Origin of the sequence: Pseudomonas sp. PS02302 (assembly GCF_029959585.1) — a bacterium.
Lineage (GTDB): Bacteria > Pseudomonadota > Gammaproteobacteria > Pseudomonadales > Pseudomonadaceae > Chryseomonas > Chryseomonas aestiva.
In genome coordinates, this window is record NZ_JASCON010000008.1 from 48,080 (window position 1) to 65,056 (window position 16,977).

The following is a 16,977-nucleotide window of genomic DNA, read 5'->3' on the forward strand; positions in this document are numbered from 1 at the left end:
GCGCCGGGGGAGTTCAGCCCGCCGGGTCGCGGAAACGAAAAACCCGCCGGAGGGCGGGTTTTCGGGAAGCCGGATCGCGTTACTTCTCGACGAAGGCGCGCTCGATCAGGTAGTCGCCCGGATCGCCCATGCGCGGCGAGATGGTCAGGCCGAATTCGTTCAGCACGGCGCTGGTCTCGTCCAGCATGCTCGGGCTGCCGCAGATCATGGCGCGGTCGTCCTGCGAATTGATCGGCGGCAGGCCGATGTCCGCGAACAGCTTGCCGCTGCGCATCAGGTCGGTCTGACGACCCTGGTTGCGGAATTCCTCGCGGGTGACCAGGGGGTAGTAGATCAGCTTCTCGCGGACCAGGTCGCCGATGAATTCGTGCTCCGGCAGGGTCTTGGTGATGAAGTCGGCATAGGCCAGCTCGTTCACGTAGCGCACGCCGTGGACCAGGATCACCTTCTCGAAGCGCTCGTAGGTCTCCGGATCCTGGATGGTGCTCAGGAAGGGTGCCATGCCGGTGCCGGTGCTCAGCAGATAGAGATGCTTAGCGGGCTTCAAGTCACTGAGGATCAGGGTGCCGGTGGGCTTGCGGCTGACCATCAGGTTGTCGCCTTCCTTGAGGTGCTGCAGGCGCGAGGTCAGGGGGCCGTCCGGCACCTTGATGCTGAAGAACTCCAGGTGCTCTTCATAGTTGGGGCTGGCGATGCTGTAGGCACGCATCAGCGGACGACCGCCTTCGGTCTCCAGGCCGATCATCACGAACTGACCGTTCTCGAAACGCAGGCCCGCATTGCGGGTGGTCTTGAAGCTGAACAGGGTGTCGTTCCAGTGATGAACGCTCAGGACGCGCTCGGTGTACAGGTTGCTCATCGATGACTCCAGGAAAAATCGGTACAGCCCGGGGCTGGATAGAAATTGCGCGACAGTTTATAGAGGGGGAAAATATCCGTGAAATGAATAATTCGAATATAGGTTATCCAAAAGGCAGATATGAGATTCACGTTGCGTCAACTCGAGGTCTTCGTCGCCGTGGCCCGCCAGGAAAGCGTTTCCCGGGCGGCCGAGGCGCTCAGTCTGTCGCAGTCGGCCACCAGTACCGCCCTGGGCGAACTGGAACGGCAATTCGACTGCCGGGTGTTCGACCGCGCCGGCAAGCGTTTGACGCTCAACGCCCTGGGCCGCCAGTTGCTGCCCAAGGCGGTGGCCCTGCTCGATCGCAGCGCCGAGGTGGAAAACCTGCTGCGCGGCAAGACCGGCTTCGGCTCCCTGGAGGTCGGCGCGACCCTCACCATCGGCAACTACCTGGCCACCCTGCTGCTGGGCGACTTCATGCAGCGCCATCCCGACTGCCGGGTGCGGCTGCACGTGCACAACACCGCCAGCGTGGTGCAGCGCATCGCCAACCATGACATCGACCTCGGCCTGATCGAGGGCGACTGCCAGCATCCGGATCTGGAGGTGCAACCCTGGATCGAGGACGAACTGGTGGCGTTCTGCGCGCCCGGACACATCCTGGCAGGCAGACAGGCCACCCAGGCCGAACTGGAAGCCCAGGCCTGGATCCTGCGCGAACAGGGCTCCGGCACCCGCCTGACCTTCGACCAGGCCATGCGGCACCACGCCCAGCCACTGGACGTGCGCCTGGAGCTGGAACACACCGAGGCCATCCTGCGCGCGGTGGAGTCGGGGCTGGGCATCGGCTGCCTGTCGCGGCTGGCGCTGCGCGATGCCTTCGCCCGCGGCACCCTGGTGCCCATCGAGACGCCGACCCTGGATCTGCGTCGCCAGTTCTGCTTCATCTGGCACAAGCAGAAGTACCAGACCGGGGCCATGGTCGAATTTCTCGACCTCTGTCGCCAACTGACCCTGGGCCTGAGCCGCAGCGATCAGATCGACACCGCGCGGCCCCGTCCCGGACGCTAGCGGCTGGCGCCGGTCCGCCTACTGGCCCTGGTAGAGGCGGCGATTCTCCAGCTCCCGCTGCTCGTGGCGGCGGTGGGCGCGCAGCGCCAGCAGGGCCAGGATGCCGATCACCAGGCGATAGCCCTGGGAATAGAGATCCAGCTCGGCGGTGGCCGACTCGCCCAGTACGCCGCTGATTAGCCGCACCACGAACAGCGTCAGCTGCACGAAGGCCACCAGCAGCAGGCCGGCCGACAGCCATTCCGCTCGGCGAAACGCCAGCACGGCGAACAGCGCCAAGGCGAATTGCATGCCGCCGTACCAGACCCGCGCCTCGGCCACCGACGCCGAATCCATCAGTACCATGCCGCGCGCATTGGCCATCTCGTAGGGATAGAACCAATGCGCCAGGGCGAGGCCAAACCAGACCAGGGCCTGCAGACCCAACACCAGACGTGCGAAGCGAAGCTCGGACATTCCCCGTTTCTCCTTGGGGCTAGAGACGAATGACAGCCGCTCCAGTGTAGCCAGCGCCGGGAGCGATCTGCACTGCCGATGCAGACCGCCGCAAGCGGGTTAGGGTTCGCCGGAAGGGCTGGGGTAAGCTGCAGGCCTCCACCCTTCCGGCTCCTGCCCGAGCCCGTCGCCCGAGAGATCGCCATGCCCGCCGCCCTGCCCGCCCAGCCGCCGCTGGTGCTGTCCATCCAGTCCCATGTCGCCTACGGCCACGTCGGCAATGCCGCCGCCACCCTGCCACTGCAGCTGCTTGGCCTGCAGCCGGTGGTGGTCAACACGGTGCAATTCTCCAATCACACCGGCTACGGCGAATTCAAGGGCCAGGTCTTTCCGCCCGAGCATATCCACGACGTGCTCGACGGCCTGCGCGCCCGCGGCGTGCTGGAGCGCTGCGTGGCGGTGCTCTCCGGCTACCTGGGCGACGCCGCCATCGGCGAGGTGATCCTCGGCGTGGTGCAGGAGATCCGCCGCCAGCGTAGCGACCTGCAGTATCTCTGCGATCCGGTGATGGGCGACGTCGGCCGCGGCATCTTCGTGCGCCCCGGCATCCCCGACTTCCTGCGCCGCCGCGCCATCGAACAGGCCAGCCTGATCACCCCCAACCAGTACGAATTCGAGCTGCTGCACGGCCAGCCGCTGGCCGACACCGCCGACGCCGTGAACGCCGCCCGGCTTCTGCTCGGTCGCCGCGGCCAACCGGGCCCCACGACCATCGTCATCACCAGCCTGCGCACCCCGGACCTGCCCACCGACGTCCTCAGCACCCTGGTAGTGGAAGCCGCGGATGCCTGGCTGGTGCAGACGCCCTACCTGGACCTGCAGCCGCTGCCCAACGGCATGGGCGACGTCTTCTCCGCGGTGCTGCTGGGCCAGTTGCTCAACGGCCAGTCCACCCCCGCCGCGGCGTCCCATGCGGTCAGCGCCCTCTACGCCCTGGTCGCCCGCACCGGCCCCGGCAGCCGCGACCTGCCGCTGATCGCCGCCCGCGAGCAGATCGTGCGGCCAGGCGAATTGTTCGAGGCGCAGCGGCTGGCGTAGGTTGGATTGGCCGCCAGCGAAGCCCACCGGTGCCGGGCGCTGTGGGCTTCGACGATGAAGCTGTCTCAACCCAACCTACGGGTGCGCTTTGCCCCCTCTCCCCCTAGGAGAGGGTTGGGGTGAGGGAAAGCCGTCATCCCTGAGCCATTGAACGCGTGGAAAACGCTGCGCGGTTTTCCACCCTACCCCGCGCTGTTGGGCTTCGACGGTGGGGCTGTCTCAACCCAACCTAAGGGTGCGCTTTGCCCCCTCTCCCCTGGGAGAGGGCTGGGGTGAGGGACAGCCGTCATGCCTGAGCCATTGAACGCGCGGAAAACGCTGCGCGGTTTTCCACCCTACCCTGCGCTGTTCGGCTTCGACGATGGCGCTGTCTCAACCCAACCTACGGGTGCGCTTCGCCCCCTCTCCCCCTAGGAGAGGGTTGGGGTGAGGGAAAGCCGTCATCCCTGAGCCATTGAACGCGTGGAAAACGCTGCGCGGTTTTCCACCCTACCCCGCGCTGTTGGGCTTCGACGGTGGGGCTGTCTCAACCCAACCTAAGGGTGCGCTTTGCCCCCTCTCCCCTGGGAGAGGGCTGGGGTGAGGGACAGCCGTCATGCCTGAGCCATTGAACGCGCGGAAAACGCTGCGCGGTTTTCCACCCTACCCTGCGCTGTTGGGCTTCGACGGTGGCGCTGTCTCAACCCAACCTACGGGTGCGCTTCGCCCCCTCTCCCCCTGGGAGCGGGTTGGGGTAAGGGAAAGCCGTCATGCCTGAGCCATTGAACGCGTGGAAAACGCTGCGCGGTTTTCCACCCTACCCCGCGCTGTTGGGCTTCGACGATGGGGCTGTTTCAACCCAACCTACGGGTTCGCTTTGCCTCTTCTCCCCCTGGGAGAGGGCTGGGGTGAGGGAAAGCCGTCATGCCTGAGCCATTGAACGCGTGGAAAACGCTGCGAGGTTTTCCACCCTACCCCGCGCTGTTGGGCTTCGACGATGGAGCTGCCTCCAACCCAACCTACGGATCCGCTTTGCCCCCTCTCCCCCTGGGAGAGGGTTGGGGTGAGGGAAAGCCGTCATGCCTGAGCCATTGAACGCGCGGAAAACGCTGCGCGGTTTTCCACCCTACCCGCCTGTTGGGCTTCGACGATGAAGCTGTCTCAACCCAACCTACGGGTCCGCTTTACCCCCTCTCCCCCTGGGAGAGGGTTGGGGTGAGGGAAAGCCCGGCTACCGCCCCCTCACGACGACTGCAGATGCCGCTCGCGCTGCTCCTGGCGCTCCTTGGCTTCCACGCTGAGGGTCGCGGTGGGTCTCAGCAGCAGGCGGGCAAGGCCTATGGGTTCGCCGGTCTCCTCGCACCAGCCGTAGTCGTCGCGGGCCAGGCGCTCCAGGGCTTCGTCGATCTTGTCCAGCAGCTTCTTTTCCCGTTCCAGCTGGCGCAGTTGCCACTGGCGTTCCCGCTCGGCATTGCCGACATCGGCCGGATCGCCGTGGGTGTCCAGGCCGCGCAGGTCCTCCACCTGCTCGTCGATCAGGCGTTGCAGGTCGCCACGCTGGGTCAGCAGCAGTCGACGAAAGAATTCCCGCTGGACCTCGTTCATGTAGTCCGCGGCAGGTTGTGCCAGGAGTTCTTCAGGAGTCATGGGGCAGCCCTCAACCGGTAAATGTTATATTATAACACTTAACAGCGGCTCTAGCCTGCATCTGCCAGCCGTAGAACCCATCACAAAAATTCCGTAGTGCCTCCGTTAAAACCACTACACAACGGCAAAAGCCTGTGCGAAAGTAGCGCCACAACCTGTATGACAACCTTACAACCACATAAGCAAGTCTCCATGTTCGCCAAGGTTCCCGCCAATGTGCTGAGCGACAGCGTCGCTCAGCAGCTGCTGGACAAGATCGAAGCCGGTGTCTTCGCCCCCGGCAGCAAGATCCCCAGCGAAGCCCTGCTGTCCGAAGCCTTTGGCGTCAGCCGCACCGTGGTGCGCGAGGCCATCTCGCGGCTGAAGAACGAAGGCGTGCTGCAGCCCCAGCAGGGGCGCGGCATCTTCGTCACGGCCCACGCCAGCATCCGCCCGCTGCGCATAGACGCCGACGAAGCCAGCCTGCCCGGCAGCGTCTTCCACCTGCTGGACCTGCGGCGCGCCATCGAGGCGGAGATCGCCTCCGAAGCCGCCATCAATCGCAGCGAGACCGATCTGGTGGCCATCGACGAGGCCCTGGCCGCCATCGACGAAGAGGTCGCCGACGGCCATGACGGGGTCCGCGCCGACGTGGCCTTCCATCGCACCATTGCCCAGGCCACCGGCAATCCCTACTTCATCAGGACCCTGGAATTCGTCAGCCAGTACCTGGAGACGGCCACGCGCATCACCCGCACCAACGAGGCGCGGCGCGAGGACTTCTCCCGTCAGGTGCACGAAGAACACCAGGCCATCGTCGCCGCCATCCGCCTCGGCGATCCCCTGGCCGCCGCCAACGCCGCCCGCCAGCACATCTACAACGCCGCCCGCCGCCTGCGGCAGGCCGGCTTCGCCTGACCTTTTTACGGAGAACAACAAGATGCAAGACAATGTCGGTGTCATCGGCCTCGGGGCCATGGGTCTGGGCGTCGCCCGCTCGCTGCTGCGTGCGGGTTTCGCCGTGCATGCCTGCGATGTGCGCGCCAGCGTGCTGGAAAGCTTCGCCAGCGAAGGCGGCGTGGCCTGCACCTCGCCCGCGGCCCTGGCCGACAGCTGCGACATCCTCATCACCGTGGTGGTCAATGCCGAGCAGACCGAAGCCGTGCTGTTCGGTGAAGGCGGCGCCGCCTCTGCCCTGCGGCCGGGCAGCCTGGTGATCGCCTGCGCCACTGTGGCCCCGGCCTACGCCGTCGAGCTGGGCGAGCGCCTGGCCCAGAGCGGCATCCTGCTGCTGGACGCCCCGCTCTCCGGGGGCGCCGCCAAGGCCGCCAGTGGCGAGATGACCATGATGACCTCCGGCACCGCGCAAGCCTATGCCAAGGGCGAGGCGGTACTGGCCGCCATGGCCGGCAAGGTCTATCGCCTGGGCGATGCCCCCGGCCAGGGGTCCAAGGTCAAGATCATCAACCAGCTCTTGGCCGGGGTGCATATCGCCGCCTCCGCCGAGGCCATGGCCCTGGGCCTGCGCGAAGGCGTCGATCCGGACGCCCTCTACGAGGTCATCACCCACAGCGCCGGCAATTCCTGGATGTTCGAGAATCGCGTACCGCACATCCTCAAGGCCGACTACACCCCGTTGTCCGCCGTGGACATCTTCGTCAAGGACCTGGGCCTGGTGCTGGATACCGCGCGCACCTCGAAATTCCCGCTGCCGCTGTCGGCCACCGCCCACCAGATGTTCATGCAGGCCTCCACCGCCGGCCATGGTCGTGAAGACGACTCGGCGGTGATCAAGATCTTCCCGGGCATCGAGCTGCCCAAGGCCGCGGAGTGAAACCCATGAGCGCGACCGAGACCCGCCCGCTACTGGGCTGCATCGCCGACGACTTCACCGGCGCCACCGATCTCGCCAACATGCTGGTGCGTGGCGGCATGCGCACTGTGCAGGTGATCGGCGTGCCTGCGGCCGACGCCGAACTGGATGCCGCCGACGCCGTGGTAGTGGCGCTGAAATCCCGCACCACGCCGGCCGCCGAGGCGGTGAGCGAATCCCTGGCCGCCCTCGCCTGGCTGCGCCAGCGCGGCTGCCGGCAATTCTTCTTCAAGTACTGCTCGACCTTCGATTCCACTGCCGCAGGCAACATCGGCCCGGTAGCCGAGGCCCTGCAGGAGGCACTGGACTGCGATTTCACCCTGGCCTGCCCGGCCTTCCCGGAAACCGGGCGCACCCTGTTCCGCGGCCACCTGTTCGTGCAGGACCAGCTGCTCAGCGAGTCCGGCATGCAGCACCACCCGCTGACGCCCATGGGCGACGCCAACCTGGTACGGGTGCTGCAGGCGCAGAGCCGCGGCAAGGTAGGGCTGCTGCGCTACGATCAGGTCGCCAAGGGCCCCGAGGCCGTGCGCGCGGCCATCGCCGAATTGCGTACTTCCGGTCATCGCCTGGCCATCGCCGATGCGCTGTCCGACGCCGATCTGCACACCCTGGGCGCGGCCTGTGCCGAACTGCCCCTGGTGACCGGTGGTTCGGGCATCGCCCAGGGCCTGCCGGAGAATTTCCGCCGCGCCGGCCTGCTCCAGGCGCACGATGCCGCCGCCCTGGCGCTGCCCGCCGGTGGCGAAGCCGTGCTGGCCGGCAGCGCTTCCCAGGCCACCAATGGCCAGGTCGCCGCCTGGCTGGAAGCCGGCCGCCCGGCCCTGCGCCTGGATCCGCTGGCCCTGGCCCGGGGTGACGACAGTATCGACGCCGCCCTCGCCTGGGCGCGTGACCAGGGCCAGGCCGTGCTCATCTATGCCACCAGTCCCGCCGACGAGGTCAAGGCCATCCAGCGCGAGCTGGGCGTGGCGCGCGCCGGTGAACTGGTGGAACGCGCCCTCGGCCTGATCGCCCGGGGCCTGTTCGACAGCGGCGTACGCCGTCTGGTGGTGGCCGGCGGCGAAACCTCCGGCGCCGTGGTCCAGGCCCTGGGCGTACAGGTCCTGCGCATCGGCGCCCAGATCGATCCGGGCGTGCCGGCCACCCTCGGCCAGGTGCAGGGCGAACCCCTGGCCCTGGCGCTCAAGTCCGGCAACTTCGGCAGCCGCGACTTCTTCGCCAAGGCGCTGCGCCAGCTGGCAGGAGAGCAGGCATGAGCGTGGAAGCCCGTCTGCGCGAAGAGATCTGCACCGTCGGCGCCAGCCTCTACGCCCGCGGCTACACCGTGGGCAGCGCCGGCAACATCAGCGCCCGCCTGGAAGACGGCTGGCTGATCACCCCCACCGACGCCTGCCTCGGTCGCCTCGATCCGGCGGCCATCGCCAAGGTCGGCCTGAACGGCGACTGGGTCTCCGGCGACAAGCCGTCCAAGACCCTGGCCCTGCATCGCCAGGTCTACGACCGCAATCCCGGCGTGGGCGGCGTGGTGCACACCCACTCCACCCATCTGGTGGCCCTGACCCTGGCCGGCGTCTGGCGCCCGGACGACATCCTGCCACCCATCACCCCCTACCAGGTGATGAAGGTCGGCCATATCCCGCTGATTCCCTATGCCCGCCCCGGCGCCGCCAGCGTCGCCGAGCAGGTGGCGCAACTGGCCAACCGGGTAAGGGGCGTGATGCTCGAACGCCTCGGTCCGGTGGTCTGGGAAAGCAGCGTGAGCAAGGCCAGCTTCGCCTTGGAGGAGCTGGAAGAAACCGCGCGGCTGTGGCTGCTCAGCGAGCCGCGCCCGGCGCCGCTCGATGCCGCCGCCCTGGCCGAACTGGCGGAGACCTTCGGCGCCATCTGGTGACCTGAAGCCCGCGCTACCGCAACACCCCCACGATGGCCCTCGCCGGCCGTCGCGGGATCGGCTTGCCCTGGAAAAACAACAATAGCGAGGAAAGTGCCATGTCCCACGTCGTCAGCCCTACCCGCCCGGAGTTCCGCTCATGAGTCCGTTGCTGCTGGTCCTCATCGCCGCGGCGGGCATCGCCCTGCTGCTGTTCCTGGTTCTCAAGTACAAATTCCAGCCCTTCGTGGCGCTGATGCTGGTGAGCATCCTGGTGGCCCTGGCCGCTGGCGTGGAACCGTCCAAGCTGGTTGCCACCATCGAAGGCGGCATGGGCAAGATCCTCGGCCACATCGCCATCATCATCGCCCTGGGCGCCATGATCGGCCGCATCATCGAACTCTCCGGCGGCGCCGAGGCCCTGGCCAAGACGCTGATCGAGCGCTTCGGCAACAGACGCACACCGCTGGCCCTGACCCTGGCCGGCTTCCTGGTCGGCATCCCGGTGTTCTTCGAGGTCGGCGTAATCGTGCTGATGCCGCTGGCCTATGGCATCGCCCGCACCGCGCGCAAGCCGCTGATCGTCTTCGCCCTGCCGATGTGCGCCACCATGCTCACGGTGCACGCCATGCTGCCGCCCCACCCGGGCGCCGTGGCCGCCGCCGGCCAGCTGGGCGCCGACCTGGGTCGGGTGCTGCTGTTCGGCCTGCCGATCACCGCCGTGCTGGCCCTGATCGGCTGGTGGGTGGCCGGGCGCATGACCCGTCGTCACTACCCGATGACCGACGACATCCGCAGCGACGTCTACGGTCCGCAGATCACCGACACCCACCTGCAGCAATGGGGCCGCGGCCAGGACATGGCCCCCGGTCTGCCCAGCCTCGGCGCTGCCGCGGTCAAGGTCGACGAGACCCCGGCCGGCCTCGCCGCCGGCCTGCCGCCCGCCCCGGCCCCCGGCTTCGGCCTGGTGGTGACCCTGATCCTGCTGCCCATCGTGCTGATCCTGCTGGGCACCCTGGCCACCAGCTGGCTACCGGCCGGCAACCTGCTGCGCGACATCTTCACCGTGATTGGCGCGCCCCTGGTAGCGCTGCTGATCGACACCCTGCTGTGCGCCTATGTGCTGGGCTTCCGCCGCGGCTGGTCGCGCGAGCAGGTCTCGGATGTCATCGGCTCGGCGCTGCCCGGCGTGGCCATGGTCATCCTCATCGCCGGGGCCGGCGGCGTCTTCGGCAAGGTGCTGGTGGACACCGGCATCGGCGCGGTGGTCTCGGAACTGCTGCGCGCCACCGGCCTGCCGGTGCTGGCGCTGGGCTTCGTGCTGACCCTGCTGCTGCGCGCGGTCCAGGGTTCCACCACCGTGGCCCTGGTCACCACCGCCGGCATCCTCGGCCCGCTGATCGCCACCCTGGACCTCTCGGCCAACCACATGGCCCTGCTCTGCCTGGCCATGGGCGCCGGTGGTCTGGCCGTGTCGCACATCAACGACGCCGGCTACTGGATTTTCACCAAGCTGGTCGGCCTGAGCGTCGCCGACGGCTTGCGTACCTGGACCGTCCTGACCACCCTGCTGGGGTGCCTGGGCTTCGCCATCACCCTGCTGCTCTGGCCCTTCGTCTGATCTGGGAGACAAGCCATGCCCCGTTTCGCCGCCAACCTCAGCATGCTCTACCCCGAGCATGCCTTCCTCGACCGCTTCGCCGCCGCCGCGGCGGATGGCTTCCAGGCCGTGGAATACCTTTTTCCCTACGAGCACACCGCCGCCGAGATCAAGACACGCCTGGACGCCGCGGGCCTGACCCAGGTGCTGTTCAACGCCCCGCCCGGTGACTGGGCCGCGGGCGAACGCGGCCTGGCCGCCCTGCCCGGTCGCGAAGCCGAATGCCGCGCCGGCATCGACCGCGCCCTGGACTACGCCGCGGTGCTGGGCAATCGCCTGGTGCATGTGATGGCCGGCCTGCTGCCCGCCGGAGTCGACCGGGCCCGCGCCCGCGACACCTACCTGGGCAACCTGGCCCATGCCGCCGAGCAGGCGGCCAAGGCCGGGGTGACGATCCTCATCGAGCCGATCAACCCGCGCGACATGCCCGGCTACTTCCTCAATCGCCAGGACGACGCCCAGGCCATCCGCCAGGCCATCGGCGCTGACAATCTCAAGGTGCAGTTCGACTGCTACCACTGCCAGATCGTCGAGGGCGACGTCAGCAAGACCTTCGAGCGCGACTTCGCCGGCATCGGCCACGTGCAGATCGCCGGGGTACCCGATCGCCACGAACCGGATCTGGGCGAGTTGCACTATCCCTATCTGTTCGAGCGCTTCGACGCCCTCGGCTACGACGGCTGGATCGGCTGCGAATACCGTCCGCGAGGCGACACCTCGGCCGGGTTGGAGTGGTTGCGCAAGCTCCGGGCCTGAGTCCCTGTTGGGCTTCGACGATAGAGCCCTCTCAGCCCAACCTGCCCTCCCGTAGGTTGGGCTGAGCAACGCGAAGCCCAACAGCTCATCCTTCCGCCTTGTAGGGTGGACAACGGCGCCGCCTTGTCCACCGTCAGGCACCTAGCCCCAGTGGAAAACGCTGCGCGGTTTTCCACGCTACGGGGCTATCGCGGACCGCCATGGCCGCGCTAAAAACGCCCGCCCCTACACCTCCACCACCGCCAACGGCTGCCCCAGGCGTCGGCGGAATTCCTCCAGGAAGGCCGGGGCGAAGGCCCGCGCCGGCCAGTGGTTGAAGATGAAGCCCAGGTCGGAAAAGGCGCAGGGCTGGGGGAAATCGAAGCCGTTGATGTCGTCTTCGTGAGCGCATTCCGGGCAGGCGAAGTTGTCGCTTTCCGCCGGCATCCAGACTTCCAGATACTCGAACAGCGCCTCGCCAATCTCGCGGCGGCAGCCGGGGCAGCGGGCGCGGCCCTCGAAGCCGGCCAGCGGGGTGAAGATGCAGCGTTCGGTGACGATTTCCAGGCCGCCGTCGGCGAAGTCGCGCGGATCGTCCATGCCTGGCGCCAGGCGCAGCACCTCGGTCAGTCGCGGCCCCGGCGCATGGCCACGCCGGCCGCGACTGGGCAGGCAGGGCGAGACTTCGGCCCTGACCACGCCACTGGCGGCGAGCCAGCCGAGAATCTCCACGGCGGTGCGCTCCACCCGCGGATGGCTGGAAATGCGGGGAGCGAGGATGGTCTGGCGCAGGGTCATGGAACACGCGTCTCGAAGGAAGGGGCGCGCAGCTTAATGGGCTGCTCGCCGCGCGCCCAGAGCTGCTAAGGTGAGGCCGACGAAAGCCACAGAAAGCGCCCCATGTTCAAGGATCCCTTCGCCCGCCTCGGTCTCGATCGCGAGGTGCTCAGCGTCAGCCAGCTCAACAGCCGCGCCCGGGTGCTGCTGGAAGATGTCTTCGCCCAGGTCTGGGTCGAGGGCGAGATCTCCAACCTGGCCAAGCCGGCGTCGGGGCACCTGTATTTCACCTTGAAGGACGGCCAGGCCCAGGTGCGCTGCGCGCTGTTCCGCCAGCACGCCAGTCGGGTGCGCCAGGCGCTGCGCGACGGCCTGGCGGTCAAGGTGCGCGGCAAGGTCTCGCTGTTCGAGGGGCGCGGCGACTACCAGCTGATCCTCGACAGCGTCGAGCCGGCCGGCGATGGCGCCCTGCGCCTGGCCTTCGAGGCGCTCAAGGAGCGCCTGGCCGCCGAAGGGCTGTTCGCCACCGAACGCAAGCGCGCACTGCCCGCCCATCCGCAGCGCATCGGCATCGTCTCCTCGCCCACCGGCGCGGTGATCCGCGACATCGTCAGCGTGTTCAAGCGACGGGCGCCCCAGGTCGAACTGACGCTGATCCCCACCGCGGTGCAGGGCCGCGAGGCCACCGCCCAGATCGTCCGCGCCCTGCAACTGGCCGATCGCCAGGGCTTCGATGCGCTGATCCTGGCGCGCGGCGGCGGCTCCCTGGAAGACCTCTGGTGCTTCAACGAAGAACCCGTGGCCCGCGCCCTGGCCGCCTGCCAGACCCCGGTGGTGAGCGCCGTGGGCCACGAGACCGATGTCTCCATCGCCGACTTCGTCGCCGATGTCCGCGCGCCCACCCCTTCGGCGGCGGCGGAATTGCTCGCGCCCCACAGCGCCGACCTGCGCCAGCGCCTGGACGGCCTGCATCGCCAACTGCTCTTGCGCATGCGCGAACGGCTGGCCCGCGAGCGGCTGCGCCTGGACGCCTGCAGCCGCCGCCTGCGTCACCCCGGCGAGCGGCTGCGCCAGCAGGCCCAACGGCTGGACGACCTGGATCTGCGCCTGCGCCGTGCCTACGTCATCGCCCAGAATCGCCGTCGCGATCGGCTGGCGCACCTGGACATCCGACTGGCCGGCCAGCATCCCGGGCGCCAGCTGGTCCTGCTGCGCCAACGGCTGGAGCAACTGGCCGAACGTCTGCCGCGGGTCATGCAGCGGCAACTCAAGGAGCGCCAGCAGCGCCTGGCCGGTACCGTCCAGACCCTGCAGATCGTCAGCCCCCTGGCCACCCTGGGTCGCGGCTACAGCATCCTGCTCGACGAACGCGGTCACGCCGTGCGTGCCGCCGCCGAGGTCACCAATGGGCAGAAGCTCATTGCCCGGCTCGCCGAGGGCGAACTGACGGTACGGGTACTGGACAATCACCAGGAACCAACCACTCTGTCTCTGTTGGACTAATCGGTCCAGCCCGGACCGATGGTGGCATGCATCTTGAACCCTCGGTCAGGATTTCCCCCTACCGAGGCCCTCCATGCATTCCCTCCTACGCGCGTCCCTGCTCCCCCTCACCACCGCCCTGCTGGCCGGCGCGGTCCAGGCCGCGACCCCGCCCGCCGCGCCGCTGCAACCCAAGGTCATGATCGTGGCGATGTTCGCCCCCGAGGCCCAGACCTGGATCGATCGTCTCAAGCTCACCCATAAGGTCGCCGTCGACGGTCTCTCCGCCGACTATCCCGATGTGCTCTGCAATGAGGCACGGGTGTGCCTGATGACCACCGGAATGGGGCATGCCAACGCCGCCGCCTCGACCCTGGCGCTGACCCTGTCGCCCAGGTTCGACCTCAAACAGACCTATTTCCTGGTCGCCGGCATCGCCGGGATCAGTCCCAAGGAAGGCACCCTGGGCACCACCGCCTGGGCGCGCTACCTGGTGGACTTCGGCATCCAGTGGGAGCTCGATCCCCGTGATGTGCCCAAGGACTGGCCCACCGGTTACCTGGGCATCAATACCCGCAGTCCAAGCGAGAAACCGCCGCTGGACTACAAGACCGAGGTGTTCGAACTCAATGTGCGGCTGAGAGACAAAGCCTATGCCCTGTCCCGCCAGGCCGAGCTGACCGAGAGCGCGGAATCCAAGGCCTGGCGCCAGACCTACGACTACGCCCCGGCCAACCAGCCGCCGGTGGTGACCCGTTGCGACACCCTGGCCGGCGATACCTGGTATTCCGGGACCCGCCTCGCCGAACGGGCCGAGGAATGGACCCGCCTGGTCACCGACGGCCAGGGCCGCTACTGCACCACCCAGCAGGAAGACAACGCCACCTACGAAGCGCTGCTACGCGCCAGCCGCCTGGGCAAGGTCGACCTGCAACGGCTGGCGGTGGTCCGCGCCGGCTCCGACTTCGACCGTCCGGCCAAGGGCGCCTCCGAGGTGGCTAATCTGCTCGACTACGCCAAGCAGGGCGGTTTCGTCCCGGCCCTGGAAAATCTCTATCGCACCGGCAATCCGCTGGTGCAGGCGATCGTCGAGCACTGGGACGTCTGGGAAAAGGGCGTGCCGGCGAGCTGAGACTCCGAGCCCTACTGGCGGGGCTGCTCCACGGTCCGCTCGGGTGACTGGGCGGCCGGATCGCTGCCCGGTGCGCTCTTCTGTACCACCTCGCTGCGCTGGGGCGAGGGTGTTTCCGGTGACTTGTCGCAACCGGCAAGCAGGGCACCGAGGGTCAGTAGCGCCAGGCTGCTGGCAAGAGTACGAGGCATGGTCTTCTCCCAGGGGTTTGAAGAAGGACCCCGGGATTTCCCCGGACGTTCCCGCGCAGGCCTAGGCCTGCCGGCGGTCGGCCATGGCGATCTTCCACGTGGATGGCGCAGTCGTACCTGCAGGACCGGCTTCTCCGGTCATCTATCAGGAATCCGCCATGCCCAGACCTGCCCTCTCCCGCCTCGCCCTGGCCACCCTGCTGACCGCCCTGCCCCTGGCACCCGTCGCCCTGGCCGCCGAATCCGGCGCCACGCTGGAAAAGGTCGCCAGCTTCGACCACCAGGTCACGGGCGTGACCGTCAGCGAGAACGGCCGGATCTTCGTCAACTTTCCGCGTTGGACCGAAGACAGCGAGGTCTCGGTCGCCGAACTCAAGCCCGACGGCAGCCTGGTGCCCTATCCGGACCCGGCCTGGAACGGCTGGCGCAATGCCAAGCGCGACGAACTGACCCCGGGCAATCACTGGGTCTGCGTGCAATCCGTGGTGGCCGACGGTCGTGGCAGTCTCTGGGTGATCGACCCGGGCGCTCCGGCCCAGGCGCTGGTGGTGCCCGGCGCGCCCAAGCTGGTCAGGATCGACCTGGCCAGCAACCAGGTGAGCAAGGTCTACGCCCTGGACGAGAGCGTGGCACCCCAGGGCAGCTACCTCAATGACGTCAGATTCAGCCCGGATGGCCGCCATGCCTATATCACCGACTCCGGTGCCCGCGGCGCTCTGGTGGTGCTGGACCTGGAGAGCGGCAAGGCCCGCCGCGCCCTGGATGGCGATCCGAGCACCCAGGCCGAGAAGGGCGTCAAGGTCAAGGCCGACGGCAAGCCGCTGGTGCGTCCGGATGGCCGTGGCGTGGAATTCTCCGCTGATGGCATCGCCCTCTCCCCGGCCGGCGACTACCTTTACTGGCAGGCGGTCAAGGGCAATACCCTCTACCGCATTCCTACCGCGGCGCTGCAGGGCGACGAACTCGCCAGCCTGCCGGCCAAGGTGGAAAAGGTCGGCGAGAACGGTCCGGCCGACGGCCTGCTGATGGACCCGCAAGGGCGCCTCTATGTCAGCGCGGTGGAAGACCATGCGGTGAAGATCCGCGAGAACGGTCAGCTCACCACCCTGGTGCAGGACAAGAAACTGGTCTGGCCGGACACCTTCGGCCGTGGTCCGGATGGCACCGTCTACGTCACGGATTCGCGCATCCCCGAGATGAGCTTCTTCGATCCCAAGCAGAAGCCGGCGCTGGAAACCGTGCTCTACAAGATCGTCCCCAACTGACCAAGGGAGCCGCGGGCACCTTGCCCCGCGGCCCTCGCCTGCTCCAGCATGGGCGTTTTCGCCACCGGATGCGCCCATGCCCCGCCTGTTCGCCCTGCTCTGTTGCCTGTTGCTGACCCTTCCCGCCCACGCCGGCACCTATCTGCAACGCCTGCTGGACAAACCCGTGCCGGGCGGCGTCGCCGTGGTCCCCATTCCGGGTGACGCCGCGCCGCGGGTGCGCTACCAGGGCAAACCGGTGCTGGTGGTCAAGGACGGCAACGGCTGGGTAGCCATCGTCGGCATCCCCCTGGGCACGGCCACTGGCCGCCAGCCGCTGGAGGTCGCCGGCGCCGCGCCCCAGGCGTTCACGGTCGGCAGTCGGCACTACGCCGAGCAGCGCATCACCCTGAAGAACCAGCGCCAGGTCACGCCCAATCCTGAGGACCTGAAGCGCTTCGAGCGCGAACTGGCCGAACAGCAGGCCGCCTACCGGCTGTTCTCGTCGAACCAGCCCAGCAATCTGCTGCTGGACAAGCCGGTGGACGGCGCGCTCTCCAGCCCCTTCGGCCTGCGCCGCTTCTTCAATGGCCAGGAGCGCAATCCGCATTCAGGGCTGGACTTCGCCGTGCCCGCCGGCACCCCGGTCAAGGCTCCGGCCGCCGGCAAGGTGGTGCTGGTGGGCGACTACTTCTTCAATGGCAAGACGGTGTTCGTCGATCACGGCCAGGGGCTGATCAGCATGTTCTGCCACCTCTCGCGCATCGATGTCCAGGTCGACCAGGAGGTCCCGCGCGGCGGCGTGGTCGGCCGCGTCGGCAGCACCGGCCGCGCCACGGGTCCGCACCTGCACTGGAACGTCAGCCTCAATGACGTGCGGGTCGACCCGAGCATCTTCATCGGCGCCTTCAAGCCCTGACCGGCAGCAAACAATTGGTTGCAGTCGGGGGCATTGCCAGG

Annotated in this window: 17 protein-coding genes; 12 read left to right on the top strand and 5 right to left on the bottom strand. The window is 67.9% G+C overall.

Annotated features, from left to right (window positions below):
* Positions 1–79: 79 nt before the first annotated feature.
* Positions 80–859 carry a ferredoxin-NADP reductase gene (gene fpr, locus QMX82_RS04675; protein ID WP_282281387.1) on the bottom strand — a complete coding sequence of 260 codons (780 nt, stop codon included), beginning with the start codon at positions 857–859 and terminating at the stop codon, positions 80–82.
* A gap of 120 nt (positions 860–979) precedes the next feature.
* Between fpr and QMX82_RS04680 the strand changes: the two genes are divergently transcribed.
* Positions 980–1,912: a LysR family transcriptional regulator gene (locus tag QMX82_RS04680; protein ID WP_282281388.1), complete on the top strand. Its 933-nt coding sequence runs from the start codon at positions 980–982 to the stop codon at positions 1,910–1,912.
* An 18-nt stretch (positions 1,913–1,930) separates the two neighbouring features.
* On the opposite strand, the gene QMX82_RS04685 is transcribed toward QMX82_RS04680, so the two are convergent.
* On the bottom strand, positions 1,931–2,368 hold the full coding sequence (locus QMX82_RS04685) for a DUF4345 family protein (RefSeq protein ID WP_133863180.1): 438 nt from the start codon (positions 2,366–2,368) through the stop codon (positions 1,931–1,933).
* Positions 2,369–2,551: 183 nt separating this feature from the next.
* On the opposite strand from QMX82_RS04685, the gene pdxY reads away from it, so the two are divergent.
* The gene (gene pdxY, locus QMX82_RS04690) at positions 2,552–3,445 is read left to right on the top strand and encodes a pyridoxal kinase PdxY (protein ID WP_282281389.1); all 894 of its coding nucleotides are present in this window, start codon (positions 2,552–2,554) and stop codon (positions 3,443–3,445) included.
* Between the two features lie 1,221 nt (positions 3,446–4,666).
* Here pdxY and dksA read toward each other — a convergent pair.
* Positions 4,667–5,071 carry an RNA polymerase-binding protein DksA gene (gene dksA, locus QMX82_RS04695; RefSeq protein WP_282281390.1) on the bottom strand — a complete coding sequence of 135 codons (405 nt, stop codon included), beginning with the start codon at positions 5,069–5,071 and terminating at the stop codon, positions 4,667–4,669.
* Between the two features lie 192 nt (positions 5,072–5,263).
* Between dksA and QMX82_RS04700 the strand changes: the two genes are divergently transcribed.
* The 6 genes from QMX82_RS04700 (at position 5,264) to otnI (ending at position 11,212) form a co-directional block, all read left to right on the top strand.
* A complete protein-coding gene (locus tag QMX82_RS04700; protein ID WP_044341678.1) occupies positions 5,264–5,968 on the top strand; it encodes a FadR/GntR family transcriptional regulator in 705 nt (234 codons plus the stop codon).
* A gap of 22 nt (positions 5,969–5,990) precedes the next feature.
* Positions 5,991–6,884 (top strand): L-threonate dehydrogenase, encoded by an 894-nt coding sequence (gene ltnD, locus QMX82_RS04705; protein ID WP_282281391.1) that lies wholly within the window; start codon positions 5,991–5,993, stop codon positions 6,882–6,884.
* Between the two features lie 5 nt (positions 6,885–6,889).
* Positions 6,890–8,182, top strand: a complete 1,293-nt coding sequence (otnK, locus tag QMX82_RS04710; RefSeq protein WP_282281392.1) for a 3-oxo-tetronate kinase — start codon at positions 6,890–6,892, stop codon at positions 8,180–8,182.
* A complete protein-coding gene (otnC, locus tag QMX82_RS04715) occupies positions 8,179–8,817 on the top strand; it encodes a 3-oxo-tetronate 4-phosphate decarboxylase (protein ID WP_282281393.1) in 639 nt (212 codons plus the stop codon). The genes otnK and otnC overlap by 4 nt, the downstream gene beginning before the upstream one ends.
* A gap of 139 nt (positions 8,818–8,956) precedes the next feature.
* Positions 8,957–10,417, top strand: coding sequence for a GntT/GntP/DsdX family permease (locus tag QMX82_RS04720; RefSeq protein WP_133863186.1), 1,461 nt, complete (start codon positions 8,957–8,959; stop codon positions 10,415–10,417).
* 15 nt (positions 10,418–10,432) lie between these two features.
* Positions 10,433–11,212 carry a 2-oxo-tetronate isomerase gene (gene otnI, locus QMX82_RS04725; RefSeq protein WP_158892807.1) on the top strand — a complete coding sequence of 260 codons (780 nt, stop codon included), beginning with the start codon at positions 10,433–10,435 and terminating at the stop codon, positions 11,210–11,212.
* 225 nt (positions 11,213–11,437) lie between these two features.
* Here otnI and QMX82_RS04730 read toward each other — a convergent pair whose 3' ends face one another.
* Positions 11,438–11,989, bottom strand: coding sequence for a sugar ABC transporter ATPase (locus QMX82_RS04730; RefSeq protein WP_282281394.1), 552 nt, complete (start codon positions 11,987–11,989; stop codon positions 11,438–11,440).
* Between the two features lie 102 nt (positions 11,990–12,091).
* On the opposite strand from QMX82_RS04730, the gene xseA reads away from it, so the two are divergent.
* Both xseA and QMX82_RS04740 read left to right on the top strand, forming a co-directional pair.
* Positions 12,092–13,471, top strand: a complete 1,380-nt coding sequence (xseA, locus tag QMX82_RS04735) for an exodeoxyribonuclease VII large subunit (protein ID WP_208692269.1) — start codon at positions 12,092–12,094, stop codon at positions 13,469–13,471.
* 73 nt (positions 13,472–13,544) lie between these two features.
* Positions 13,545–14,582 carry a purine-nucleoside phosphorylase gene (locus tag QMX82_RS04740; protein ID WP_282281395.1) on the top strand — a complete coding sequence of 346 codons (1,038 nt, stop codon included), beginning with the start codon at positions 13,545–13,547 and terminating at the stop codon, positions 14,580–14,582.
* A gap of 11 nt (positions 14,583–14,593) precedes the next feature.
* On the opposite strand, the gene QMX82_RS04745 is transcribed toward QMX82_RS04740, so the two are convergent.
* Positions 14,594–14,773 (bottom strand): hypothetical protein, encoded by a 180-nt coding sequence (locus QMX82_RS04745; protein WP_208692271.1) that lies wholly within the window; start codon positions 14,771–14,773, stop codon positions 14,594–14,596.
* 158 nt (positions 14,774–14,931) lie between these two features.
* Between QMX82_RS04745 and QMX82_RS04750 the strand changes: the two genes are divergently transcribed.
* Both QMX82_RS04750 and QMX82_RS04755 read left to right on the top strand, forming a co-directional pair.
* Positions 14,932–16,038, top strand: a complete 1,107-nt coding sequence (locus QMX82_RS04750) for an L-dopachrome tautomerase-related protein (RefSeq protein ID WP_208692272.1) — start codon at positions 14,932–14,934, stop codon at positions 16,036–16,038.
* A gap of 76 nt (positions 16,039–16,114) precedes the next feature.
* Entirely contained in the window at positions 16,115–16,936 is an 822-nt protein-coding gene (locus QMX82_RS04755) for a peptidoglycan DD-metalloendopeptidase family protein (RefSeq protein ID WP_282281396.1), read from the top strand.
* Positions 16,937–16,977 lie beyond the last annotated feature (41 nt).